General features: G+C 36.5%; 24 protein-coding genes, 1 tRNA gene and 1 riboswitch. Of the genes, 8 read left to right on the top strand and 17 right to left on the bottom strand.

Annotated elements, in window-relative coordinates:
- From ccoN to ACLHG9_RS08945, 5 genes are all read right to left on the bottom strand, one after another.
- A complete protein-coding gene (gene ccoN / locus ACLHG9_RS08965; protein WP_410221158.1) occupies window positions 1-2,142 on the bottom strand; it encodes a cytochrome-c oxidase, cbb3-type subunit I in 2,142 nt (713 codons plus the stop codon).
- A 73-nt stretch (window positions 2,143-2,215) separates the two neighbouring features.
- The gene (gene ccoS, locus ACLHG9_RS08960; protein ID WP_410221157.1) at window positions 2,216-2,395 is read right to left on the bottom strand and encodes a cbb3-type cytochrome oxidase assembly protein CcoS; all 180 of its coding nucleotides are present in this window, start codon (window positions 2,393-2,395) and stop codon (window positions 2,216-2,218) included.
- Window positions 2,392-4,773: a heavy metal translocating P-type ATPase gene (locus tag ACLHG9_RS08955; RefSeq protein ID WP_410221156.1), complete on the bottom strand. Its 2,382-nt coding sequence runs from the start codon at window positions 4,771-4,773 to the stop codon at window positions 2,392-2,394. The genes ccoS and ACLHG9_RS08955 overlap by 4 nt, the downstream gene beginning before the upstream one ends.
- A gap of 9 nt (window positions 4,774-4,782) precedes the next feature.
- The gene (hemN, locus tag ACLHG9_RS08950) at window positions 4,783-6,126 is read right to left on the bottom strand and encodes an oxygen-independent coproporphyrinogen III oxidase (RefSeq protein ID WP_410221155.1); all 1,344 of its coding nucleotides are present in this window, start codon (window positions 6,124-6,126) and stop codon (window positions 4,783-4,785) included.
- Window positions 6,126-6,563, bottom strand: a complete 438-nt coding sequence (locus ACLHG9_RS08945) for a lactate dehydrogenase (protein ID WP_410221154.1) — start codon at window positions 6,561-6,563, stop codon at window positions 6,126-6,128. The genes hemN and ACLHG9_RS08945 overlap by 1 nt, the downstream gene beginning before the upstream one ends.
- Window positions 6,564-6,725: 162 nt before the next feature.
- On the opposite strand from ACLHG9_RS08945, the gene ACLHG9_RS08940 reads away from it, so the two are divergent.
- Together ACLHG9_RS08940 and ACLHG9_RS08935 are read left to right on the top strand one after the other, a co-directional pair.
- Entirely contained in the window at window positions 6,726-7,205 is a 480-nt protein-coding gene (locus ACLHG9_RS08940) for a GNAT family N-acetyltransferase (RefSeq protein WP_410221153.1), read from the top strand.
- Window positions 7,206-7,214: 9 nt separating this feature from the next.
- Entirely contained in the window at window positions 7,215-7,928 is a 714-nt protein-coding gene (locus ACLHG9_RS08935; protein WP_410221152.1) for a rhodanese-like domain-containing protein, read from the top strand.
- Window positions 7,929-7,963: 35 nt separating this feature from the next.
- Here the strand turns inward: ACLHG9_RS08935 and bshB1 are convergent, their stop codons facing one another.
- Genes bshB1 through ACLHG9_RS08920 form a run of 3 tightly spaced genes read right to left on the bottom strand, consistent with a single transcriptional unit; the run spans window position 7,964 to window position 9,783 of the window.
- Window positions 7,964-8,680 (bottom strand): bacillithiol biosynthesis deacetylase BshB1, encoded by a 717-nt coding sequence (gene bshB1 / locus ACLHG9_RS08930; RefSeq protein ID WP_410221151.1) that lies wholly within the window; start codon window positions 8,678-8,680, stop codon window positions 7,964-7,966.
- A complete protein-coding gene (locus ACLHG9_RS08925; protein WP_410221150.1) occupies window positions 8,680-9,186 on the bottom strand; it encodes a glutathione peroxidase in 507 nt (168 codons plus the stop codon). Before ACLHG9_RS08925 ends, bshB1 begins: the two co-directional genes overlap by 1 nt.
- A gap of 15 nt (window positions 9,187-9,201) precedes the next feature.
- Window positions 9,202-9,783, bottom strand: coding sequence for a DUF4294 domain-containing protein (locus ACLHG9_RS08920; protein ID WP_410221149.1), 582 nt, complete (start codon window positions 9,781-9,783; stop codon window positions 9,202-9,204).
- 148 nt (window positions 9,784-9,931) lie between these two features.
- On the opposite strand from ACLHG9_RS08920, the gene ACLHG9_RS08915 reads away from it, so the two are divergent.
- From ACLHG9_RS08915 to ACLHG9_RS08905, 3 genes are all read left to right on the top strand, one after another.
- The gene (locus tag ACLHG9_RS08915) at window positions 9,932-12,142 is read left to right on the top strand and encodes a RelA/SpoT family protein (protein WP_410221148.1); all 2,211 of its coding nucleotides are present in this window, start codon (window positions 9,932-9,934) and stop codon (window positions 12,140-12,142) included.
- 99 nt (window positions 12,143-12,241) lie between these two features.
- Window positions 12,242-12,730, top strand: a complete 489-nt coding sequence (locus ACLHG9_RS08910) for a Fur family transcriptional regulator (protein WP_243363049.1) — start codon at window positions 12,242-12,244, stop codon at window positions 12,728-12,730.
- 34 nt (window positions 12,731-12,764) lie between these two features.
- On the top strand, window positions 12,765-14,042 hold the full coding sequence (locus tag ACLHG9_RS08905; protein WP_410221147.1) for an adenylosuccinate synthase: 1,278 nt from the start codon (window positions 12,765-12,767) through the stop codon (window positions 14,040-14,042).
- A gap of 284 nt (window positions 14,043-14,326) precedes the next feature.
- A riboswitch (cobalamin riboswitch) is annotated at window positions 14,327-14,513 on the bottom strand.
- A gap of 107 nt (window positions 14,514-14,620) precedes the next feature.
- Here the strand turns inward: ACLHG9_RS08905 and ACLHG9_RS08900 are convergent.
- From ACLHG9_RS08900 to ACLHG9_RS08865, 8 genes are all read right to left on the bottom strand, one after another.
- The gene (locus ACLHG9_RS08900; RefSeq protein WP_410221146.1) at window positions 14,621-15,304 is read right to left on the bottom strand and encodes a DUF4625 domain-containing protein; all 684 of its coding nucleotides are present in this window, start codon (window positions 15,302-15,304) and stop codon (window positions 14,621-14,623) included.
- Window positions 15,305-15,338: 34 nt separating this feature from the next.
- Window positions 15,339-16,022 carry a hypothetical protein gene (locus tag ACLHG9_RS08895; RefSeq protein ID WP_410221145.1) on the bottom strand — a complete coding sequence of 228 codons (684 nt, stop codon included), beginning with the start codon at window positions 16,020-16,022 and terminating at the stop codon, window positions 15,339-15,341.
- Between the two features lie 292 nt (window positions 16,023-16,314).
- The gene (locus ACLHG9_RS08890) at window positions 16,315-16,668 is read right to left on the bottom strand and encodes a hypothetical protein (RefSeq protein ID WP_410221144.1); all 354 of its coding nucleotides are present in this window, start codon (window positions 16,666-16,668) and stop codon (window positions 16,315-16,317) included.
- Window positions 16,669-16,813: 145 nt separating this feature from the next.
- Window positions 16,814-17,311, bottom strand: coding sequence for a DUF6691 family protein (locus ACLHG9_RS08885; protein ID WP_410221143.1), 498 nt, complete (start codon window positions 17,309-17,311; stop codon window positions 16,814-16,816).
- Between the two features lie 9 nt (window positions 17,312-17,320).
- Entirely contained in the window at window positions 17,321-17,884 is a 564-nt protein-coding gene (locus ACLHG9_RS08880) for a YeeE/YedE family protein (RefSeq protein ID WP_410221142.1), read from the bottom strand.
- A gap of 25 nt (window positions 17,885-17,909) precedes the next feature.
- Complete coding sequence (locus ACLHG9_RS08875) at window positions 17,910-18,110, bottom strand: hypothetical protein (RefSeq protein ID WP_410221141.1); 201 nt, start codon at window positions 18,108-18,110, stop codon at window positions 17,910-17,912.
- 227 nt (window positions 18,111-18,337) lie between these two features.
- Window positions 18,338-18,964, bottom strand: a complete 627-nt coding sequence (locus tag ACLHG9_RS08870; protein ID WP_410221140.1) for a Crp/Fnr family transcriptional regulator — start codon at window positions 18,962-18,964, stop codon at window positions 18,338-18,340.
- 88 nt (window positions 18,965-19,052) lie between these two features.
- Window positions 19,053-19,125, bottom strand: a tRNA-Phe gene (locus ACLHG9_RS08865).
- A 235-nt stretch (window positions 19,126-19,360) separates the two neighbouring features.
- Between ACLHG9_RS08865 and ACLHG9_RS08860 the strand changes: the two genes are divergently transcribed.
- Both ACLHG9_RS08860 and ACLHG9_RS08855 read left to right on the top strand, forming a co-directional pair.
- Window positions 19,361-20,656: a 4Fe-4S dicluster domain-containing protein gene (locus ACLHG9_RS08860; protein WP_410221139.1), complete on the top strand. Its 1,296-nt coding sequence runs from the start codon at window positions 19,361-19,363 to the stop codon at window positions 20,654-20,656.
- 56 nt (window positions 20,657-20,712) lie between these two features.
- Window positions 20,713-21,501 carry a (Fe-S)-binding protein gene (locus ACLHG9_RS08855; RefSeq protein WP_410221138.1) on the top strand — a complete coding sequence of 263 codons (789 nt, stop codon included), beginning with the start codon at window positions 20,713-20,715 and terminating at the stop codon, window positions 21,499-21,501.
- Window positions 21,502-21,560: 59 nt separating this feature from the next.
- Here ACLHG9_RS08855 and ACLHG9_RS08850 read toward each other — a convergent pair whose 3' ends face one another.
- A complete protein-coding gene (locus ACLHG9_RS08850) occupies window positions 21,561-22,049 on the bottom strand; it encodes a hypothetical protein (RefSeq protein ID WP_410221137.1) in 489 nt (162 codons plus the stop codon).
- A gap of 51 nt (window positions 22,050-22,100) precedes the next feature.
- Between ACLHG9_RS08850 and ACLHG9_RS08845 the strand changes: the two genes are divergently transcribed.
- Window positions 22,101-22,586: an ABC transporter ATPase gene (locus ACLHG9_RS08845; RefSeq protein ID WP_410221136.1), complete on the top strand. Its 486-nt coding sequence runs from the start codon at window positions 22,101-22,103 to the stop codon at window positions 22,584-22,586.
- Window positions 22,587-22,642 lie beyond the last annotated feature (56 nt).

Genomic DNA, 22,642 nt, shown 5'->3' with positions numbered 1-22,642 from the left:
TTACTGGTTTGATGGTATAGTTCCTTTATTCATTTTAATATCTGTGCCCAAGCGCTGCAGGTAAGCAATCAGGGCAACTATTTCGCGATCGCTTTTAACATTGATGTTATTCTGTTTAAGGTCTGTCACGATTTCTTCTGCCTGTTCCATTAGTTTCAGGTTGGCAATCTTGTCAAATCCTTCTTTGTAAGGTACACCTAAGGTTTGCATAGCTCTTATTTTAGCTGCCGTGCTTGCTGTATCTAACTTTTGTTCAATTAACCATGGATAAGAAGGCATGATACTACCCGGCGACATAGAAGTTGGATCCAGCATGTGGTTATAATGCCATGCATTTGAATATTTTCCACCTATACGATGCAAATCTGGTCCAGTACGTTTACTTCCCCATAAGAACGGATGGTCATAAACAAATTCTCCTGCCTTGCTGTATTCCCCATAGCGTTCTGTTTCTGAACGGAAAGGTCTTACCGTTTGCGAGTGACAGTTCACACAACCTTCTTTTATATAAAGATCACGCCCCTGTAACTCAAGCGGGGTATAAGGTTTAACGCTGCTAATAGTAGGTACATTTGATTGTATGGTAAAAGTTGGCATCATTTCTACCATTCCACCTATCAAGATTACAATGAGAGAGATTACCATAAATTTCATTGGTTTACGCTCCAACACGCGGTGCCATTTTTTATCGGCAGGATCTGTTTCTGTTACAATTTTAGGCAGCGGCATAGCTTCTGCTTCTTCATTAGCTACCAGTTTGCCTTTTAACATGGTTTTAGCTAAGTTATAAGTCATTACCAATGCGCCTACAAGATATAAACCGCCTCCAATTGAACGTAAAACATGCATTGGAATGATCTGTAATGTGGTTGACAAGAAGTTTGGATATTTAAGTAAGCCTTCCGGTAAAAATTCTTTCCACATTAAACCTTGCGTAAAGCCTGCCCAGTACATAGGTATAGCATAAAACAAAATACCTAAAGTACCTATCCAGAAATGGAATGAAGCCAATTTTTTAGAGTATAACTCTGTTTTATACATACGAGGGATTAACCAGTATAAAATACCGAAGGTTAAAAATCCGTTCCATCCTAAAGCTCCAACGTGTACGTGGGCAACTATCCAGTCGGTAAAGTGAGCAATAGCGTTAACTTGTTTTAAGGATAACATAGGTCCTTCAAAGGTTGCCATACCATAAGCGGTAAGCGCAACTACCATAAATTTCAAGGTTACATCTTCACGTACTTTATCCCATGCACCTCTCAACGTTAACAAACCATTGATCATACCACCCCAGCTTGGTGCTATCAGCATCACTGAAAAAGCAACACCCAATGATTGTGCCCATCCTGGCAAAGAAGTATATAATAGGTGGTGGGGACCTGCCCAGATATAGATAAAGATTAATGACCAGAAGTGTAAAATACTCAGTTTGTATGAGTACACAGGTCTGTTAGCCATTTTGGGAAGAAAATAGTACATTAAACCTAAATAGGGTGTAGTTAAGAAAAATGCTACTGCATTATGTCCATACCACCATTGTACCAAAGCATCCTGAACGCCCGCAAAAATGTAATAACTTTTAAATAATGAAACCGGCAGCTGAAAAGAATTTACAATATGCAATACGGCTACAGTAACAAAGGTTGCAATATAGAACCATATGGCTACATACAAATGGCGCTCTCTTCTTTTAATGATAGTACCAAACATATTGATACCAAAAACTACCCAAATAATGGCAATGGCAATATCAATAGGCCACTCAAGCTCTGCATACTCGTGTGATGAGGTAAGCCCTAAAGGCAAAGTAATCACAGCCGAAACAATGATCAGCTGCCAGCCCCAGAAATGGATTTTACTCAATACATCGCTAAACATTCTTGTTTTGAGCAGACGTTGCAAAGAGTAATAAACACCCATAAAAATGGCATTACCCACAAAAGCAAATATCACGGCATTGGTGTGCAAAGGCCTGATACGTCCAAAAGTGGTGTATTGATTACCTAAGTTCATACTGGGCTTGAACAACTGCATGGCCACCAAGAGTCCCACCGTCATTCCAATAATACCCCAGACCAAGGTAGCAAGTCCAAAATTGCGTACAATCTTGTTGTCGTAAGTAAATTTTTCTAGCTGCATAGTTTAATAGAAAATTAATTGGATTTTATATAGCAAAGTTATTTTTAGTTTGTAGCATGGCTGATGACCCTGATTACTGAGAAATATGATCTTTATCAGATTTTTCGTCAGTTACTTCATCATCAAATAAAATGCGGATACCCGGCGTATGTACATCATCATGCTGACCGTTTTTTAATGACCAGAAGAAAGCCAGTAAAAAGATAAGAGCCATTAAGATGCTGCAGCCAATTAAAAAGTATAATATACTCATATCAGATTATTTTTGCGGGCAAAATATCTTGTTGCCACGCTGGTAAAACTAATAATGGTTATGGTACTAATGGGCATTAATACAGCCGCTACTAAAGGATATAAAGTACCTTGTACGGCAAAGAATAATCCCACGCAATTATATATCAGGGCAATAGCAAAACATATTTTTATAGTCTTAAGGCCATCTTTACCCAGCTGTATAAAGTTGGGCAGATAATGGAGCGAATCTCCTTTTAAAATCGCATCGCACCCCGGTGTAAAATTGTTAATGTTATCTGTTACGGCAATACCAAAATCGCTTTGTTTAAGTGCGCCAGCATCATTTAAGCCATCACCTAACATCATTACTTTTTCGCCATGAAACTGTTTCTGTTTAATGGCGTTCAATTTCTCATGAGGGCTTTGGTTAAACAGCATCTGTATATGCTCGCCAAAAATAAGTTTCAGGTATTGCTCATCCTTATTGGTATCTCCTGAAAGTAAGGCCAGTTTAAACTTATATTGTAGTTTACTGATCAGTTGACTAAGGTTTTTACGCCATTGCTGCTCTACGCTATAGCAACCTTTGTATTCATTATTAATCACAATATGTACCCCCCCGTTTTCTCTTGAATCAATGCTAAAGGGCATCATTCTTTTGCTACCCACAAATACCTCTATGCCATCAACAATTGCTTTCAGACCTTTTCCCGGAACTTCTTCATAATGCTCGGTTTCCAGTATTTTATTAACCTTGAGTGTTTTTAACACCTGCCTGCTTAAAGGATGTGATGATTGATACAATAAAGAAGCTACAAGCGTTTCTTCATGCTCGTTTAATGTACCGCTAAAATATATATTGGCTTGCTCTGTACTGGTAAGTGTACCTGTTTTATCGAAAACAATGGTATTAAAAGTAGCCAGTTGTTCTACAGTTTCTGTATTCTTTACGTAGAAATCCTTTTTATCAAACACAGATAAAATTGCAGATAAGGTAAAAGGTGTACTTAGGGCTATTACACAAGGACAGGCAACAATAATTACCGATGTAAATGCCGACCATGCTTTTAGGGTATCATTGAAATAATACCAATATCCGGCAGAGGCAAATGCAATTACAAAAACTACAATCGTAAAAACCTTAGCCACACTATCGTTAAAATTGGTGGTTTTGCTATTGGTTTTATAATTTTCTTTGTTCCACAATCCGGTAAGGTAGCTTTGAGAAGCTGGTTTTACCACTTCTAATTCAATGGCTTCTCCCATCTGCCTGCCTCCGGCATATACAATTTCTCCCAATACTTTTTGCTGGGGCTCTGATTCTCCTGTTACAAAACCCATATCCAGCCAAGCTTCTCCTTTTAGCAGAATAGAATCTGCTGGGATCAACTCTCCATTACGGATCAACAAACGATCACCTACCTGTATTTCATTAATAGAAGTAGGTTTTTCTTTACCTTCTTTTAAAACATTAATGGCAATAGGAAAATAAGAACGATAATCTCTATCAAAAGAGATATGATGATAAGTACGTTGTTTTACCCACTTGCCCATCAGTAACAAGAAAACCAAACCAGTTAAAGTATCTGCAAAACTTGACGTATTAAATATTGCCGCTATAGCTGTACGGATAAAAAGTACCGCTATAATCAAAGCCAATGGCGTATCCAGATTAACCATACCATGTTTTAAACTGGTAATTGCCGATTTAAAATAATCTCTGGCGCAATAAAAGGTAACCGGAATACAAAAAGCGAGATTTAACCAGCCAAATAAATGCTGAAAATTCTTTTCTAATTCACTTAACCCGAAATATTCAGGAAAAGCAAAAAGCATTACATTGCCCATGCAAAATCCTGCCACGGCAATTTTAAGGATCAGGCTTTTATTTACCGAATTACTTTTTTCTTTTACAACATCTTGCAAGCTAATAAGTGGTTCATAACCTATGCCAGCAAGAATTTCTACCAGCTTACGCAAAGAAATCTGTTGGTGCTTAAAACTAATCGTAACCTCTTTTTTTAAAAAATCTATACGTGAATTAAAAATGGCCCGGTCAATCTTATAAAGATGTTCTAAAAGCCATATGCATGAACTGCAATGTATGGCAGGAATATAAAAAGTAACAATGGTATTTTCTTTATCCGTATAATCGATAAGCTGGCGAGCAATAGCGGGTTCGTCTAAATATTCAAAATGGCCTAATTCGGCAATCCTACTACCGGGATTATCATTGTATGCGTAATAATTACACATATTGTTCTCATACAGGAACTGATAAACATTACGACAGCCTATACAGCAAAATTCCTTCTCATCGTAGGTGATTTTTGAGAGGTTAAGTTCATCGCCGCAATGATAGCAGAGCGCTTGTTTCAATACACTTTGAGCTTCCATGACAAAAGTTTAAATAGCTGCACTAAATAACTGAGTTTGAGGTTGTTTTAACCACAAACGTTCATCTAAAGCCATGCAAACGTTTCGCAAAAACGTTTTACCGATAGGCGTAATCTCAATTTCGTGTTCGCCTAAATATACTAATTTATCTTTAATTAATGGCTTTAATCTGTGTTCAATATCTGAAGGTATTTTTTCGTTGAATGATGTATGGTTTCGGCACATCAGATTTAAAATATGCTGTCTAATCTCTAAGTCTTTATTTGTGAGCAAATGGCCTTTTTCTATAGCCAGCTTATTGTTATTGATTTGCAATTGGTAAGCCTCAACCGTTTTAGCATTTTGTGCAAAGGCAGTACCACAATCGCTTATAGAAGACACCCCTAATCCAATTAATATTGGTGTACGCTGTGAAGTGTATCCCATAAAATTACGGTGCATTTCTCCTGATATGCTCGAGGCGTACAAACTATCGCTGGTTAAGGCAAAGTGGTCCATTCCTATCTCTTCATACCCAGCCTCTAACAACATCATTCTTCCCTTTTTATACAAGGCAAACTTCTCATCTCCCTGTGGAATATCCTGTTCTGTAAAATGTCTCTGTCCGGGTTTTAACCAAGGCACATGCGCATAGCTATAAAATGCAATGCGATCGGGTTTAAGCTCAATCACTTCTTTAATGGTTTCTGTCAAACCTTCTATATGCTGGCCAGGCAATCCATATATAAGGTCATAGTTAACAGATTCATAACCTATAGCCCTTGCCTGTACTGTGATTTGCTTAACCTGTTCAGGGGTTTGAAAACGATTGATCATAAATTGCACACGAGGGTCAAAATCCTGGATGCCTAAGCTCAGTCTTTTAAATCCGAGATGACTTAAAGTCTGCAAATGCTCAACTGTAGTATTATCAGGATGTCCTTCAAAAGAACACTCAATAGTATTGCTCACATCTTCTCCCCTTATTCCTTTTAAAAGCCTGTTCAGGTTTTCTGCACTAAAAAAAGTAGGAGTACCCCCACCTAAATGTATTTCTTTGATTTTTGGTTGTTCTCCCAATAGATCAACATACATTTGCCATTCTTTTAGTACCGTTTCTATATAAGGTTCTTCTACTTTATGATTTTTGGTTATGCGAGTGTTACAACCGCAATAAGTGCACAAACTTTCGCAAAATGGCAAATGAATATAGAGGCTTATACCTTCGTTGTGATGGACTTCATAACTATTTCTTAGACGTTCATGCCAATCTTGCTCTGCAAATAAGTCATTCTCCCAATAAGGTACCGTAGGATAACTGGTATATCTGGGGGCAGCTACATTATATTTTTTTAAAAGTTCTATGGCTTCCATTAATGTTGATTTAGTGTCCTTGCAGCTGCTCCGCAATCATTTGGACAACAACAGGCCTTACCTACACATTTTCCTGCTGCCCAGTTATCCAAGTTTTTAACGACCTGCTCCATACGTTTAAAAGACTCAATCTCGGTTTCATGCAAGGGTACATTGGCAATTTTAAACCCGGCATAACCGGCTGCCTCCAAATCAATATGGGAAGTTGTAAAAGAAGAAGTAGCGATATATTTAAGCCCTAATTGCTTAAGCCCTATAATAATCTCTCTTGATATAGGATCTTCATTAAAAACAATCAATACTTCTTTTCCGGCTGCGAACGCCAAGGTTTCGAGGTTCAAATCATTAGCGATAATGGTAATATCATGTTTCTTGTGATTCGCTAAAATCAGGTTTTCTTTTTCTTCAGGCTTAATGTTGTAGGCAATAGCTTTCATATTTATATTTTATAAGACACAAAACTAACCTGACTTGCTTAAGTGTTGAATGAGTATGCTTAGGACAAAAAATGATATTCGTCACAAATCAACTATCTTACTGATGCGGAATTATGAAATAATATTTACAATTGACTATCATAAAAAAAGCTAATTTTAGCCATGTTATATAGAAAAGTACAAGCCAAAGACAATCGTGCATTGGCTGAAATTATACGAGGCGTTTTTACAGAACATCAGGCCCCTACACAGGGTACAGTTTATACAGATCCTACCACTGATGCTTTATATGAATTATTTCAGGTAGAAAAAGCCATTTTATGGGTTGCAGAAGATGAGGGTCATAAAATTTTAGGTTGTTGCGGAATTTTTCCTACCCCTGGATTAGATAAGGATTGTGCAGAACTGGTAAAATTTTATCTGCATAAAGACGCGAGAGGAAAAGGTGTAGGCAGAGCGTTAATGGAAAAATGTGTGGTTTCTGCAAAAGAAATTGGTTTTAAGAAACTATACCTTGAAAGTCTGCCTGAATTTGCGACTGCTGTTGGCATTTACGAAAAACAGGGGTTTAAGAAATTAAATCAACCCATGGGGCAATCTGGCCATGATGGCTGCAATATTTGGATGCTAAAAACCTTGTAAAGAAAGTTCATGAGAAAAATACTTTTTCTGATAGTGTTCATTGCTTTAAATGCAAAAGCGCAAAAAATGAACGAGGTACATGAATTAGACGCCAAACTGTTTAAAGAACAGACTGAGCAAACTAAAAATGTACAATTAATGGATGTAAGAGCACCTTACGAAATGCAGAGCGGCTATCTTAAAGGAGCAAAAAACCTTAATATAGATGATGTAGATTTTAACCAGAAACTTAAGCTATTCAATAAAGAATTACCTGTATATGTTTATTGTGTAAGTGGGCGTAGAAGTGAGAAAGCTGCGAAACAAATGCTTGAACAAGGATTTAAAGAGGTTTACACCCTAAAGGGCGGCTTTAAAAAGTGGCTGAACAGCGATTATGAAACTTCACTCGATTATATTGAAATAAAATCATTAACGCTTGCACAATACCAAAACATCTTAAAATCTGAAAAACCTGTTTTAGTCAGTTTTTTTAATGCACAGTGTAATAATTGCGAGCAATTAAACAGGGAATTGGTCCTTAAGGCTGAGCATATGCAAAAAGATTTGATTTTACTGCGGATAGATACAGAAATGAACCGGCAATTGGCCAATGAATTACAAATACAATCTGTTCCAACTGTTAGACTCTATAAAGAGCAAAGAGAATTTTGGCAGGCTAATGGCAATATCAAATTGAATAGCCTTGACAAACAGTTAAAGAAAGTTATTCGCTCAAAATAACAATCACATCTGTATTATATGAATTATTTAGCCTGTTACAACAGGCTAAATAAGTTATCTACACCCAATAATTTCTTAGACGTAAAGCCTTCGCCATATTCGGCGCCAATGCTTTTGCCAAACTCACGGGCTCTGGCAATTACCGCTTCTAAAAAAGCCGGGGTTGAGATATAGGTTTGAGGCTCGCTATTATCGGTACTGTTAAATTGCGTTTTAAAAGCCCTGATAGCGTTTAATTTCTCATTCATTTCTTTAGAGATATCAACAATCACGTCGGGTTTGATATACATATCCTGTATATATTGCAAAACCAAACGCGGGCGCCACGCTTCCTGCAATATACCATTAACATGGGTCTCAATTTTTCTCAATCCCGATAAGAACAATGCGTCATTAGCCAACTCACAAGCCCTTCCATGATCAGGGTGCCTGTCATAAAGCGCATTGGTCAATACAATTTCAGGCTGGTATTTTCTTACCATTTTTATAATTTCAAGTTGATGCTGTTCATCATTCTTAAAGAAACCATCTCTGAAATCTAGATTTTCCCTTGCATGCAATCCTAAAATTTTTGTAGCGGCCCTGCTTTCTTCATCACGGGTCTGCGCTGTGCCGCGTGTTCCTAATTCTCCTCTTGTAAAATCTATTATGCCTACTTTTTTCCCTAATGCTATATGCTTCAAAATTGTACCTGAACATCCCAATTCTGCATCATCGGGATGTACGGCCAATACTAAAATATCTAATTTCATTAACTGTTTTCGTTTAAAAGCTTCTGAATTTTCTTCTTGATTTTTGATGAATTGGGTTTGGTAAAAGGATAAAAATAATCTACCACCTCTCCTTTTTTATTGATCAGGTATTTATGAAAATTCCATCTCGGAGTAGAATTGATATTGCCATTCAACTTTTTGTCCGACAAAAATTTATAAAGTGGGTGGGCAGCATTGCCTCTTACCATGATCTTTTCAAAAATAGGAAATTTAACACCATAATTCATTTCGCAGAACTCACCTATGGCATTACCTTCCAAAGGTTCTTGTCTTCCAAAATCATTTGACGGGAAGCCCAGCACTTCAAATTCATTGGTATTAAAACTCTCTCTGAGTTCCTGCAAATCCTTTAACTGCGGCGTAAAACCACAACCTGATGCGGTGTTTACAATAAGGATCACTTTGCCTTTATAAGCCGATAAGTTAATTTCTTCACCATTGAGAAGTTTAACTTTAAACGGATAAATATTGGGTTTAATATCCATTATAATATGGTATGCTTACTGATAATATCCTGAACTTCTAATGATAGATTCTATGTCTCTATCTTCTTGTGGATTGTATGTAGCTTTTAAATTGTGCCCTACAACCCTTGCAATTAATTGATATGAAAACGCAGCGAACTTGCCTTTTGTTTGCTTAACAATGTCATATGTTGTAGTACCTACTTCCCTGTCAATTAATTTTGTCAATATCTGTCCCTGTGTAATAGTTAATTCCTTAATCTCTGTGTTAAACATTTTTTTAATCTCATCATCACAGGCTTTTACCAGCTTTCGCTGTTCTTTTTTATCAACGGTTATAGCCAGCTCACGTTCCAGTTGCTCATATCTTTTTTTGGCATATAAAGCATAAGGCATTACCTTTAATACATTATATCTTAAACGATTATAAGCAGCCTGTTCCTGCGGAGACTTCCATACCCGTGTACCGGTTATAACTACTTCCTGCAAAGCTATCCAAGGAATCATATAACCATTATCATTGGTTGCCGCCACTCTTATGGTATCGTTTTTACCCAATACAGGCCAGATAGCTTTTGGCGTTGTTTCCTGAGCAAAAGCATGTTGTGCTATAAACATGACACTTATCAGCGTAAAAAAACGATAATATTTCATATATTGTATGGCTGTACAAAGTTAAAGCTAATTTTATATATTCGTTTTAACTTCTAATCTAATATAGTCTTTTAAAAACAAAAAACTATATAATTTTACCTGCAGAACACAAATGAAAAACACGTTGGTTATAGATCTCGAAGCTGAGAAGAAAGAAATATTAAAGCGTTACAGAGCTTTGTTAAGAGCCTGTAAACCTACCTTGCAAAAAGGAGATAAAAAGGAAATCAGAAAAGCCTTTGAAATGGCGCTCGAAAGTCATAAAGACATGCGCCGCAAATCTGGTGAACCTTATATTTATCACCCCATTGCCGTTGCCCAGATTGCCGCCGAAGAGATTGGTCTGGGTACTACTTCTATTGTTTGCGCTCTTCTACATGATGTTGTTGAAGATACGGATATTACGCTTGAAGATATTGAAAGAGAATTTGGAAAGAAATGTGCTAAAATTATTGATGGCCTGACCAAAATATCAGGTGTTTTTGACACCAACAGTTCTTTACAAGCCGAAAATTTCAGAAAAATGCTATTAACCCTGGCCGATGATGTAAGGGTTATTCTCATTAAACTTGCCGACAGGCTGCATAACATGCGTACCATGGATTTTATGCCAAGGCAAAAACAGTTGAAAATAGCATCTGAAACGATTTACCTGTATGCGCCTTTAGCCCACAGATTAGGTTTGTATGCCATCAAATCTGAACTTGAAGATCTTTCCATGAAATACCTCGAGCCTGATACTTATAAATTTATTGCTACTCAGTTAAATGAGAAAAAGGCAGAGCGAAATGCTTTCATCAAGGCTTTTATAGAACCTATTAATGAGATATTGGCAGAACAGGGATTGGTAGCCAATGTTTATGGAAGGCCTAAATCTATCCATTCTATATGGAATAAGATGAAGAAGAAGAGCATTCCTTTTGAAGAGGTTTACGACCTTTTTGCCATCAGGATTATTTTAGATAGCCCTCCTGAAAGAGAAAAGGCAGATTGCTGGAAAGCCTATTCTATCGTTACCGATTTATACCGACCAAATCCAGACAGGTTACGCGACTGGGTATCATCTCCTAAAGGAAATGGTTACGAATCATTACATACCACAGTAATGGGCCCTAAAGGACAATGGGTTGAAGTACAGATCAGAACGCAAAGAATGAACGAAATTGCCGAAAAGGGTTTTGCCGCTCACTGGAAATACAAAGAATCAAGCAACGATAACGGTTTAGATCAGTGGATACAAAAAGTAAGGGAGTTATTGAGTAATCCTGAATCTAATGCTTTAGATTTCCTTGACGATTTTAAAATGAACCTTTTCTCTGATGAGATCTTCATTTTTACGCCTAAAGGAGCCCTACTTCAGTTGCCATTAGGTGCAACAGCTCTTGATTTTGCTTTTGAAATACATACCGATGTAGGTGCAAGATGTATAGGCGCAAAGGTAAACCATAAACTGGTGCCTCTATCGCATAAATTGCAAAATGGAGATCAGGTTGAAATCATTACTTCTAATAAGCAATCTCCCAAAGAAGACTGGCTTAACATTGTGGTCACTGCAAAAGCCAAATCCAAAATTAAATCTTCTTTAAAAGAAGAAAAAAGAAGGGTTGCCGAAGAAGGTAAGGAAATACTGGAACGCAAGCTCAAATCACTGAAAATAACCTACAATACCGATAACCTGAATAAACTCAGTTATTTCTTTAAACTGCCTTCTACACAAGAACTGTTTATAGAAGTTGCCAAAGGTAAGATCGAACTTAAAGATCTTAAAGAGTATGTAGCTTCTGAAAAAGAAATTGAAAACCGCGGTAACGAAAAGACAAATGATGAAGAAAAGGTTAACACACTTTTAAAGAAAGTTAAAAGCCCTGAGTCTGATGTATTGCTGATAGGTGAAGATCTTCAAAAAATAGACTATACGTTAGCCAACTGCTGCAACCCTATTCCAGGCGACGACGTTTTTGGCTTTGTAACCGTAAATGAGGGCATCAAAATCCATCGTACCAATTGTCCTAATGCAGCCCAACTGATGGCCAATTATGGTTACCGTATCATTAAAGCGAAATGGAACACCCAGCAGGAAATCACTTTCTTAACCGGTTTACGCATTGTAGGTATAGATGATGTAGGTCTGATTAATAACCTTACCAAGGTCATTTCAAATGATTTTAAGGTAAATATCCGCTCTATTACGGTTGATACCAACGATGGTATTTTTGAAGGTTCGATCAAGGTTTTTGTGAATGATAAAGAACATTTAGACCAGTTGATCAGAAACCTTTTGGAAGTTAAAGGCGTAACCAGCGTAACCCGCTTTGATACCTGATCTAACAAATGATGTTAACATTACATAAATAATTAACATTAAGCCTTAAAAGTTTAAACAATCAAACTATTTTAATAACTTTGAAAGGAGTTTAAAACTATGTCTGAACAGAATACAAGCGAGTTGGTTAGAAAGATATTTGAAGCCTATCTCGAGAATAAAAATCTAAGAAAAACCCCTGAGCGCTTTGCCATATTAGAAGAAATTTACTCACGTGATGATCATTTTGATGTAGAAACTTTATACATCCACATGAAAAACCAGAAATACAGGGTAAGCAGGGCTACGGTTTATAACACCTTAGAGTTATTGGTATCATGTGATCTGGTTACCAAACATCAGTTTGGTAAGAACATGGCGCAGTTTGAAAAATCATATGGTTACCATCAGCATGATCATGTAATCTGTATTGATTGTGGTAAAGTTGTAGAGTTTTGCGACCCACGTATCCATCAGATACAAAGCATGGTAGGTGATTTGTTAAAATTTGATATTAAACACCACTCTCTCAATTTATATGGAGTATGTTTTGACTGTAGCGCAGCGGCAGCAGTTAAAAATGCTCAGCACAAACAAGAATCAAAATAATTTTTAACACATAAAGTTCTTTTAGTTTTTAGTAATGACGCAAGTAGATGTACTACTGGGCCTGCAATGGGGCGATGAAGGTAAAGGTAAGATCGTGGATGTTTTAAGTCCACAGTATGATTTGATAGCTCGCTTTCAGGGCGGACCAAATGCTGGTCATACACTAGAGTTTGATGGTAAAAAATTTGTTCTTAACACCATTCCATCAGGCATTTTCAATGAAAAAACAATGAATCTCATTGGAAATGGTGTAGTAATAGACCCTATTATCTTAAAAAGAGAGTTAGACAATTTAAAAGCGGCCGGTCATGATCCTGTTGGCGAAGGCAAATTGGTGCTGGCCCGTAAAGCGCACTTAATTCTACCTACGCACCAATTATTAGATGCAGCCAATGAACAGAAAATGGGCGCCGGTAAAATCGGTTCTACTTTAAAAGGAATTGGCCCTACTTACATGGACAAAACCGGACGTAACGGTTTACGTGTTGGAGATACTACTTTACCTGATTTTAAAGCCCGATACGATAAATTGGTTCAGAAACACAAAGAAATCCTATCGCATTACGAGTTTGAATATGATCTGACTGAAAAAGAAGAGAAATTCTTTGAGGCCATAGAGTTTATCAAGAACATACCTCATGTAGATAGTGAGCATTTTGTAAATTCTTATTTAAAAGAAGGCAAAAAAGTACTTGCCGAAGGTGCACAGGGAACTTTATTGGATGTTGATTTTGGTTCATATCCTTTTGTAACTTCATCTAACACCACTACTGCAGGTGCTTGTACCGGTTTAGGTATCGCACCGAATAAAGTTGGTCAGGTTTACGGTATTTTTAAAGCTTATTGTACCCGTGTGGGTGGCGGTCCTTTTCCAACCGAATTATTTGACGAAACAGGAGAAACTTTACGCAGGGTAGGTCACGAATTTGGCGCCACTACAGGTAGGGCACGTCGTTGCGGATGGATAGATTTACCTGCTTTAAAATATGCCATCATGCTAAATGGTGTTACTGAACTGATCATGATGAAAGCAGACGTTTTAGATGGTTTTGATACCATTTATGCTTGTACACATTATGAGTATGAAGGCGAAACAATTGATTATATGCCTTACGATATTATTTCGGTACAACCTAAACCTGTATTTAAAGCGATTAAAGGTTGGAAAACCGATCTTACCAAAATCAATAAGGTTGAACAGATTCCAGCAGCACTTAACGATTATATCGCATTTTTAGAAAAAGAATTAGAAGTACCTGTTAAGTTCTTATCTGTTGGACCAGACAGAACACAAACATTACAGTTATCATAAATAAAAAAGCCTCGAAATTTCGAGGCTTTTTTATTTCATAAGTAGTGGTTAAAATCGTTTTCTTATTTAAGAAAAATTCTTCTTTCCAAACAACTTAACGGGAACAGGAGAACTTAGAATTAAATTGTTTTTCTTTACATTGATCCGTACTTCGTTAAGTTGCCTAACTTTATGTACAGAACTGCATTTTTGTACCCAATTGTGAGTTTTATCTCACAGCAAACTGAAATTAAGGAGCAAGTAAAAAAGTGCGCATCACTCCTAGCTTCAATCCCCGAAAGCTATGAATCTATAATGCTAAAGGCAGGTCTTCTGACTTACTCCCTGTTTGCTGCCTTCCCGTATAAATACAGTGGCGACTGAATGAAAACAGTTAATGGAGCTTACAGCTGCGGGACAGTTACGGATTTGCACCGTATTCCCTTTTAATCCCGTATATTACTAACGGAAACCAAAAGCTTTTCAAAGGTAGTTATTCTACATTGAAATAAGAAACATTAAAATAGGCTTGTACCATATTTATTTTAAACAACAAAGCCCCAGATTGCTCCGGGGCATTTGCCACACACCTAAACTAATTAGTTTTTATCAAAGTGATAATGATAGCTCATTTGCTTTTCTGCCTGGTCAATAATAGTAATATTCAAATGGTAATGACCAGAAGGTGCCGAACTGATGTCTATATTCTTATTTAGCATGAACGATACAAAACCCTTAATATCCACATCATTATAAACAAGTTCTCTTGTCCATGCACTTGATTGCAGCTCTACTTCTAACCGTTCAATTTTATTAGGGGCATTGATTTCTCCTGATATATTAAGATTTGTTGAACTGGTTTTTAAGACTATATTATTTATGACCGGTAAGTTAAGGTCTTTTATAACCTTAAAATTTACCTTTGCCTCAGAACGTTTTCCCCGTTCATCTGTAACAATGATCAATAAATTATAATCTCCTGTTTTGGCATCATTTGGCACATTAATATGCTCATGGAAATCAGCTTTTTTTAAGCCTTCGTAACTTTTGGTATAGGTACTCAGAAAGCTCCAGCCAAAACCTGATTCGGCAAGAGTAATCTGTAACTTTATGGATTTTATTTTCTCTTGTGCATTGATTTGCGCATCAATATGTAAATCCTGACCTGTATAAGCAGTTTTATTGTTATTCACTCTTATTTCCCTGATATTTATAACAGGTTCTGCTTCTGTAGATACCACTTCTTTTTTACAGGAAAAAACAAGAAGGGAAGTTATGAACATACAGACAAATTTTATACTACGCATTTTCATTATTTTATTGCTGATCATATTTTCCGAAATAATAAAGTCCACTGTACCTAAAAACCGTTAGTTTTTTATTGGTTACAAAGCCTAATTCAGTTGTACTGCCATTTACATATTTAAATGCGCACCCATTAATGAGTGTATAACTGTTAAGCGTATTATCAATTGTGGCTGCCTCTGTACCCGACCCATAAGTTGTACTGGTTTTATTAAAATTGTAAATTAAACCTTGACGATTAGTTACAGGTCCCATTTTAAATTCTTCTCCTTTAAATGTTTTACCTGATAACTGATTGCTTTCAGTAACAGGAATTAAATCTCCGGTAGCAGCATATTCCGTAGTAAGTGCCTTATAATACGCAGATGTGATTTTCTTGTCTTTATCTAAAGAAAATTTTACCAGACGATAGTTATTAGGGTCTTTTACTTCAAAAACAAGCTCATTATCCGTTAAGATATAATCGCCAGTTAAATTGTTGCCGGAGCTGATAAATACAGCTTTATTATTTTCAAGAAAATTGATAAAAAAAACGCTCGTATAACTTTTAGAAGCTGGTGTCAACGTTCCTCCTACAAAAAACTCCGTAATTACAAAAGGCTTTTCAGTTTTGTTTTCATCGTTATGGTCTTTTTTACATCCTGTACTCATAAGAATGCTGATTAACACAGTAAATAATATTTTAATTGATTTCATGATTTTAAGATTTTTTATAATTGTGATTTTTTATACTTAGTTTTTTAATGGCTTACTATTTCGCCTTACCAATAAAGTCCATTTCTTCCAGACCAATATTGGTAGAAGCCTTTATTTCTTTCATGCATGATTAGAAATAAACGGTTAACTGATTTTCAATGCTTAAAACATTGGAAATTCAGACATTATCAGAAAAACGGAAAATAATTACAGAGGTACCCGAATGTTTTTCAGGTTCATAAAAATTGGTTACAAGACCTGTTTCAGATTATACTGAAAGGTCATAAAAAATTTAACCGATTAAATAAGGAGGTCCTTTATTAGAAAAATTCTGTAAGGTAAACTTATAAATCCTTGTATAAACAAAGGTATTTAAAACAGCACATACATCAGTAGGAACATCCAGTACAGGCGGGTACGCCATCAGTATCTGTTTGCCTTTTATTTCAGCTATATAATCACAGACCAAACATTTTTCGGCTGCATTGGAAATAGATTTTTCTGTACTGATTTTTGTATTATAAAGATTACTCTTATGGTGTGAGTGCAAGGTTTGCACCAGAGGAATTGCAAGAAACAACAGCATTAATAAAAAAGCACCAATTTTTTTAGCTCCTTCATTATGATATGTTTTCTTTCTTTGCATGTTTGCCGCAAGATTGAAATTTTTATTTACAAAATAAAATATTTTTTTTTATTCCAATTCTGAGCAGCATTTGTAAATCTAAATAAAAAGCGCTTAAAACATTATTTTATAAGCTTTAAGCGCCTTGTAAATATGAAGTATAAAATTAATGTGGCAATTTATCTCTGAGCCAGCCATATACCCATGTACCGGCAATAGCACTTAACAAGGATGCCATAATTACCGTAGCGCCTGTTCCTATTTGTGCAAATAAAGGTCCAGGACAAGCTCCAGTTAAAGCCCAGCCAAAGCCAAACAACAATCCTCCGTAGATTTGCCCTTTATTAAACTTTTTGGGCGACAAAACAATCTGCTCTCCATAAATAGTTTTTATCTTGAATTTCTTGATTAAAAACACAGATACCATACCCACCAGTACTGCGCTCCCAATAATCCCGTACATATGAAAAGACTGTAATCTGAACATTTCCTGTATGCGAAACCAGCTGATTACTTCTGCCTTTACGAACACAATTCCAAACAACAAGCCTACTATTAAGTATTTGATATTGTGATACCATCGATGTTGCAATTTGCTTTCGTTAATGCAAATGGCATCTAAAGAGCGTACTTCAAAATCGGTATTTGTTTCTATGTTTTGCATGGCGTACAGCTAGAGTGAAAGAATAAGAGGTAAAAATAAATTAGCCATAATAAAGCCACCTATCATAAAACATATTGTAGCAATAAGAGAAGGCCATTGTAAATTAGATAAACCCATGATGGCATGGCCGCTGGTGCAACCTCCGGCATAACGTGTACCAAAGCCTACCAAAAAACCTCCTACTACCATCAGTATAAAGCCTTTAAGGGTAAAAAGGCTTTGCCAGTTCATCAAATCTTGTGGCACCAGATGGTTATAATTGGTAATGCCATAGGTTGCCAGCTCATTTACCAATTTAGGGCTAACCTTAACTGGTTCGGGATTAAATAAGTAATGGGCTGCTATAAGCCCGCCTAAAAGTATACCTGCCACAAAAAACAAGTTCCATACTTCTTTTTTCCAGTCGTATTTAAAAAAAGGAATATCTGAAGGGATACACGATGCACATATATGTCTTAATGATGAGCTTATACCAAACGATTTATTTCCGATAATCAATAAAGCCGGAACCGTAAGTCCTATTAGGGGCCCCGATACGTACCAAGGCCAAGGTTGTCTTAGAAAATCTGACATCTGATCTATTTTTTGATTTAACAAATTAAATTCTGCGTTTAGCTCCAGGAAAAGTACAGTTTCCTGTTGCACAGGTATTGATATTTAAAATTGCCGTAAGCGTAAACACGCCACCTAACACCAAAATCATCCATTCATGGGTTAATGCTCCGTTTAAGGTAATGATGATACCCATAACAAGGCGTACAAATCTTATAATATTCCAATTAGCCAGGTAATTTTTCATGTACTTTAATTTAACTTCTGTGTACAAAATTGCAATACTTTTAAATCAAACACGGTTACTTTAGTTACACAAGAGAAAAATTTTAACTAGTTTAGGTTTTTCGCTTAAACAAAATATTTGCTTTGGATACTAAAAGAAAAGGTATCTAAAACCACAGGGTAAAAAAATCAATATGGAAATAAAGTTCTAATTATCATGTTATTCCGAACTCGTTTAGAACTCTTAAATCAGTCTATCAATGTTATTTTATTCCTGCTCAAAAGAACCGTTCCGTTTTCTTCTAATTGTTTCAGCAAGCGCGAAACCACCACCCTTACAGTTGCCAGTTCATTAGCTAATTGCTCATGAGTAATGTGGATGCTTTTTGAACCTGTTATTTCAGCTTTTTTCTTCAATAGGTCCAACATTCTTTCGTCAACCTTTTTAAAAGCAATTGCATTAACAATTTCTAAGAGCTCTTCGAATCGTTTATGGTACAATCTGAAAATATAATCTAACCATTGCGGATATTCTTTAATAAATAAAGATACTTGATCCAAAGGCAGAAACAAGATCTCTGCATCTTCTTCCACTTCTGCCTTCACTTTACTTTTCTCGTTATGCAAGCCCCCTAAAAAAGACATGATACAGCTTTCTCCCGCCTTGATGTAATAAAGTAAGATTTCTCGCCCGTTTTCGTCGGTACGAATTACTTTTAGCATACCTGCAGCTACAATAGGTATCGATCTAATTGCTGCACATTCATTCAAAATAACATCTCCAGTCTTATATTTTTTCAGGATGCTGTTTTGATATAATTTATCAACCAGCTCGGGCGATGATTGAAATTCGGTGATTTCAGTAAGGTTTTCCATTATTTAAGATTTTACCAAATGCGAAAGAAAGCTAGCTAATAAGTATGTAAATAAAAAAGCCTTGCATTTTTGCAAGGCTTTTGGGAAGTGGTGCCTCCAGGGATCGAACCAGGGACACAAGGATTTTCAGTCCTTTGCTCTACCAACTGAGCTAAGGCACCTCCCGTTGGGGAATGCAAATGTAGATACTTTTTTTGAAAGACAAAATTATTTGCACTTATTTTTTCATAAAAAACCACCAACATAAGCTTTAAAGCTATAAATCAGGTAATTAATTTTTATATCATTTTTAAAAACAGTTTATAAACCTTCTAAATTCAAAAATTATGCTTGCATAATAATATAACTTTTCAGTAAAAAGTTTAACTTAGCTACCCTATTACACGATTTAACCCTATGGCTGCACAGATTATTTTTACCCTTATTGCTATTGCAGGTATTGTCCTGTTTAGTCTTAATGCAAAGAAAGTAATTAGAAACATTAAGTTAGGAAAACCGCTTAATCGTTCAGATCAACCGCAAAAACGTTTGGCCACTATGCTAAAGATTGCTTTTGGGCAAACCAAAATGGCAGCTCGACCGGTACCTTTCGTTCTTCACTTATTGGTGTATGTGGGTTTCGTGATTATCAATATTGAAGTGTTAGAAATCTTTATAGATGGCATATTTGGCACACATCGTGTATTTGCGGGTCTGGGCGGCTTCTATAATTTCTTGATTGCCGCTTTTGAACTGCTGGCTTTAGGTGTTTGGTTAGCCTGTGCCATCTTCTTGATCAGAAGAAACATCTTAAAATTAAAACGCTTTAAGGGCGCAGAAATGAAAGCTTGGCCTAAATCTGATGCCAATTACATTCTCATTACCGAGATTTTATTGATGACAGCCTTTTTAACCATGAATGCTGCCGATGCCAAATTACAGGCTTTACAGGTTGGACATTATATACAAGCAGGAGCTTTCCCAGTAAGCATGCATCTGCAAAGTTTATTACCAGATAATATTTCAGCCTTAATCGCTATTGAACGTTTCTGCTGGTGGTTCCATATTATAGGTATTTTTGCTTTCCTGAACTACCTGCCATACAGTAAGCATTTTCATATCATCTTCGCCTTTCCTAATACCTATTTTTCAAATCTGGAACCTAAAGGCGAATTTACCAATATGGCAAGCGTAACCAATGAGGTTAAAGCTATGTTAGACCCATCTTATATCCCTGCCGATGTTACTCCGGGTAAATTTGGTGCTAAAGATGTGCAGGATCTGAACTGGGTAAACCTCATGAATGCTTATACCTGCACTGAGTGTGGGAGATGTACATCAAGCTGTCCGGCAAATATTACAGGCAAGTTATTATCTCCACGTAAGATTATGATGGATACCCGAGACAGATTAGAAGAAGTAGGCAAAAACATAGATAAACATGGTAAGGATTATAATGATGGAAAATCTTTATTGGATCATTACATTACCCGAGAAGAAATATGGGCATGCACCAGTTGTAATGCCTGTACCGAAGCCTGCCCTGTAAATATAGACCCTTTGGCTATTATTGTTGAATTACGCCGTTATGCCGTTATGGAAGAATCTATAGCTCCTGCCAGTATCAATGCCATGTTTGGCAATGTAGAGAATAATGGAGCACCATGGAAATATTCTCCGGCCGACAGGTTCAACTGGGCAGAAAATAATTAAAAATTAATACAAATAAGAGCAGGAATAAAATCCTAATGCTAAAATAAATACTGAATATGGAGTTTAAAGTACCTACAATGGCCGAAATGATGGCCAGCGGCGAAGAACCTGAGATTTTATTTTGGGTGGGCTGCGCCGGAAGTTATGATGAACGGGCGCAACGTATTACACGCGATATCTGTAAAATCTTACACCATGTAGGCATTAAATATGCTGTTTTAGGCACAGAAGAGAGCTGCACTGGAGATCCGGCCAAACGTGCAGGTAACGAATTTTTGTTTCAGATGCAGGCCATGACCAATATTGAGGTTTTAAATGCTTATAATATAAAAAAAATAGTAACTGGTTGTCCGCATTGTTTTAACACCATCAAAAATGAATACCCTGGCTTAGGCGGTAATTATGAAGTGATACACCACAGCCAGCTCATACAGGAACTAATTAATCAGGGCAAATTACGTGCAGAAGGAGGCGAAAGTTTTAAAGGTAAAAAAATTACTTTTCATGACCCTTGTTATTTAGGTCGTGCCAATGAAGTATATGAAGCACCACGTAAAGCGCTTGAAGTGTTAGATGCCCAATTGGTAGAAATGAAACGTTGCAAAGCCAATGGTCTTTGTTGTGGTGCAGGTGGCGCTCAAATGTTTAAAGAGCCCGAAAAAGGCAATAAAGACGTTAATATAGAGCGTATTGAAGAAGCTTTGGCTATGGAACCACAGGTTATCGCGGCAGGTTGTCCGTTTTGCATGACCATGCTAAGCGATGGAGTTAAACTTAAAGAAAAAGAACAGGAAGTAAAGGTATTGGATATTGCCGAAATTACTGCCCGCGCAAACGGTCTGTAAAGTATAGCCATTTTATGCCCCCTTTAATCTCATCAATCAGATTAAAAGGGGCTTTTTATTTATTCTTTTTTGGCCGAAGCCAGAAGTTCTCGGTTCCAATTCCTGAAATGTTCTGCTAAAGTATTCAGCTCCTCCACATCAATATCTTTTAAAGGAATGGCCATATAAGTTCCCATTGTATCTATTGCCCCCGCCTTGTCATTACGGGTCTGCACAATCACATCATCATTATTTGTACGCAAACATAAAATACCTCTTTGTCCGCTCCCATAAAAATCAACATCCTTAAAACGACTTAAGTTCATGGCAAAATATTCTTCTTTACCATTGGTATAAACCTTTCTGTAACGGCAAAAGCCATTGTTAGTAATATTGATTTCATAACGTTTTAGAGGCACATTCTGTCCTTCAGTATCATAATGCCTGTTGAGTACATTTTGTATATAGGTACGACTGTCTTCTCTATGTATAAAACCCGAAGACAGCACAAAAAACATGGTAATACAGCTTAAAACCGTTATTTTTAAATTAAATGTAAACTTTTTCATGAGCGCGGCATTTTACCCAACCTAAATTAAATATTTTAATAAATTTGAAGTATGACTTTTTCTCCACAATCTAAAATTTGGGTATACCAAAGCAATCGCAAGTTCACAGAAACTGAACAATCCGAGATTCAGCAAAAGCTGGATGAGTTTACAGGGCAATGGAAAGCACATGGTCATCAGCTTAAAGCTAAAGCCGAAATCAGATATGGTTTCTTCATTATTTTAGTAGTAGACCAAGATCAGGCTTCTGCAACAGGTTGTTCCGTTGATGCTTCAGTGCGTGTGATCAAAGAAATTGAAGATCAATATCATGTAGATCTGTTTAATCGCTTTAATATGGCTTACAAGATTAATGAAGAAGTACATGTGGTACCTAAAGAAGATTTTGAAACACTTATCTCTATCAAAAAGATTAATTTGGATACAATTGTTTTCAACAATTTAGTACAAGATCTGGAGGAATTCAATACCAAATGGGAAGTTCCCTTACATCAAAGCTGGCATAAAAATATATTTGCAGAGTTTTTAAACAGTTAAGTTCTGAGTTGTGGTAACTCTAAGCTTCAAACCCTCACAAACAACTGTTACTTTTT

Source organism: Pedobacter sp., from assembly GCF_046462515.1.
Lineage (GTDB): Bacteria > Bacteroidota > Bacteroidia > Sphingobacteriales > Sphingobacteriaceae > Pedobacter.
Note: the sequence above shows the minus strand (reverse complement) of the source record. Positions and strands in the feature narration are given on the sequence as shown.

What these genes read in the sequence shown, in the direction of transcription:
- ccoN (WP_410221158.1), bottom strand. Translation starts at nt 2,142, where the DNA reads ATGCAGCTAGAAAAATTTACTTACGACAACAAGATTGTACGCAATTTT.
- ccoS (WP_410221157.1), bottom strand. Translation starts at nt 2,395, where the DNA reads ATGAGTATATTATACTTTTTAATTGGCTGCAGCATCTTAATGGCTCTT.
- ACLHG9_RS08955 (WP_410221156.1), bottom strand. Translation starts at nt 4,773, where the DNA reads ATGGAAGCTCAAAGTGTATTGAAACAAGCGCTCTGCTATCATTGCGGC.
- hemN (WP_410221155.1), bottom strand. Translation starts at nt 6,126, where the DNA reads ATGGAAGCCATAGAACTTTTAAAAAAATATAATGTAGCTGCCCCCAGA.
- ACLHG9_RS08945 (WP_410221154.1), bottom strand. Translation starts at nt 6,563, where the DNA reads ATGAAAGCTATTGCCTACAACATTAAGCCTGAAGAAAAAGAAAACCTG.
- ACLHG9_RS08940 (WP_410221153.1), top strand. Translation starts at nt 6,726, where the DNA reads ATGTTATATAGAAAAGTACAAGCCAAAGACAATCGTGCATTGGCTGAA.
- ACLHG9_RS08935 (WP_410221152.1), top strand. Translation starts at nt 7,215, where the DNA reads ATGAGAAAAATACTTTTTCTGATAGTGTTCATTGCTTTAAATGCAAAA.
- bshB1 (WP_410221151.1), bottom strand. Translation starts at nt 8,680, where the DNA reads ATGAAATTAGATATTTTAGTATTGGCCGTACATCCCGATGATGCAGAA.
- ACLHG9_RS08925 (WP_410221150.1), bottom strand. Translation starts at nt 9,186, where the DNA reads ATGGATATTAAACCCAATATTTATCCGTTTAAAGTTAAACTTCTCAAT.
- ACLHG9_RS08920 (WP_410221149.1), bottom strand. Translation starts at nt 9,783, where the DNA reads ATGTTTATAGCACAACATGCTTTTGCTCAGGAAACAACGCCAAAAGCT.
- ACLHG9_RS08915 (WP_410221148.1), top strand. Translation starts at nt 9,932, where the DNA reads ATGAAAAACACGTTGGTTATAGATCTCGAAGCTGAGAAGAAAGAAATA.
- ACLHG9_RS08910 (WP_243363049.1), top strand. Translation starts at nt 12,242, where the DNA reads ATGTCTGAACAGAATACAAGCGAGTTGGTTAGAAAGATATTTGAAGCC.
- ACLHG9_RS08905 (WP_410221147.1), top strand. Translation starts at nt 12,765, where the DNA reads ATGACGCAAGTAGATGTACTACTGGGCCTGCAATGGGGCGATGAAGGT.
- ACLHG9_RS08900 (WP_410221146.1), bottom strand. Translation starts at nt 15,304, where the DNA reads ATGTTCATAACTTCCCTTCTTGTTTTTTCCTGTAAAAAAGAAGTGGTA.
- ACLHG9_RS08895 (WP_410221145.1), bottom strand. Translation starts at nt 16,022, where the DNA reads ATGAAATCAATTAAAATATTATTTACTGTGTTAATCAGCATTCTTATG.
- ACLHG9_RS08890 (WP_410221144.1), bottom strand. Translation starts at nt 16,668, where the DNA reads ATGCAAAGAAAGAAAACATATCATAATGAAGGAGCTAAAAAAATTGGT.
- ACLHG9_RS08885 (WP_410221143.1), bottom strand. Translation starts at nt 17,311, where the DNA reads ATGCAAAACATAGAAACAAATACCGATTTTGAAGTACGCTCTTTAGAT.
- ACLHG9_RS08880 (WP_410221142.1), bottom strand. Translation starts at nt 17,884, where the DNA reads ATGTCAGATTTTCTAAGACAACCTTGGCCTTGGTACGTATCGGGGCCC.
- ACLHG9_RS08875 (WP_410221141.1), bottom strand. Translation starts at nt 18,110, where the DNA reads ATGAAAAATTACCTGGCTAATTGGAATATTATAAGATTTGTACGCCTT.
- ACLHG9_RS08870 (WP_410221140.1), bottom strand. Translation starts at nt 18,964, where the DNA reads ATGGAAAACCTTACTGAAATCACCGAATTTCAATCATCGCCCGAGCTG.
- ACLHG9_RS08860 (WP_410221139.1), top strand. Translation starts at nt 19,361, where the DNA reads ATGGCTGCACAGATTATTTTTACCCTTATTGCTATTGCAGGTATTGTC.
- ACLHG9_RS08855 (WP_410221138.1), top strand. Translation starts at nt 20,713, where the DNA reads ATGGAGTTTAAAGTACCTACAATGGCCGAAATGATGGCCAGCGGCGAA.
- ACLHG9_RS08850 (WP_410221137.1), bottom strand. Translation starts at nt 22,049, where the DNA reads ATGAAAAAGTTTACATTTAATTTAAAAATAACGGTTTTAAGCTGTATT.
- ACLHG9_RS08845 (WP_410221136.1), top strand. Translation starts at nt 22,101, where the DNA reads ATGACTTTTTCTCCACAATCTAAAATTTGGGTATACCAAAGCAATCGC.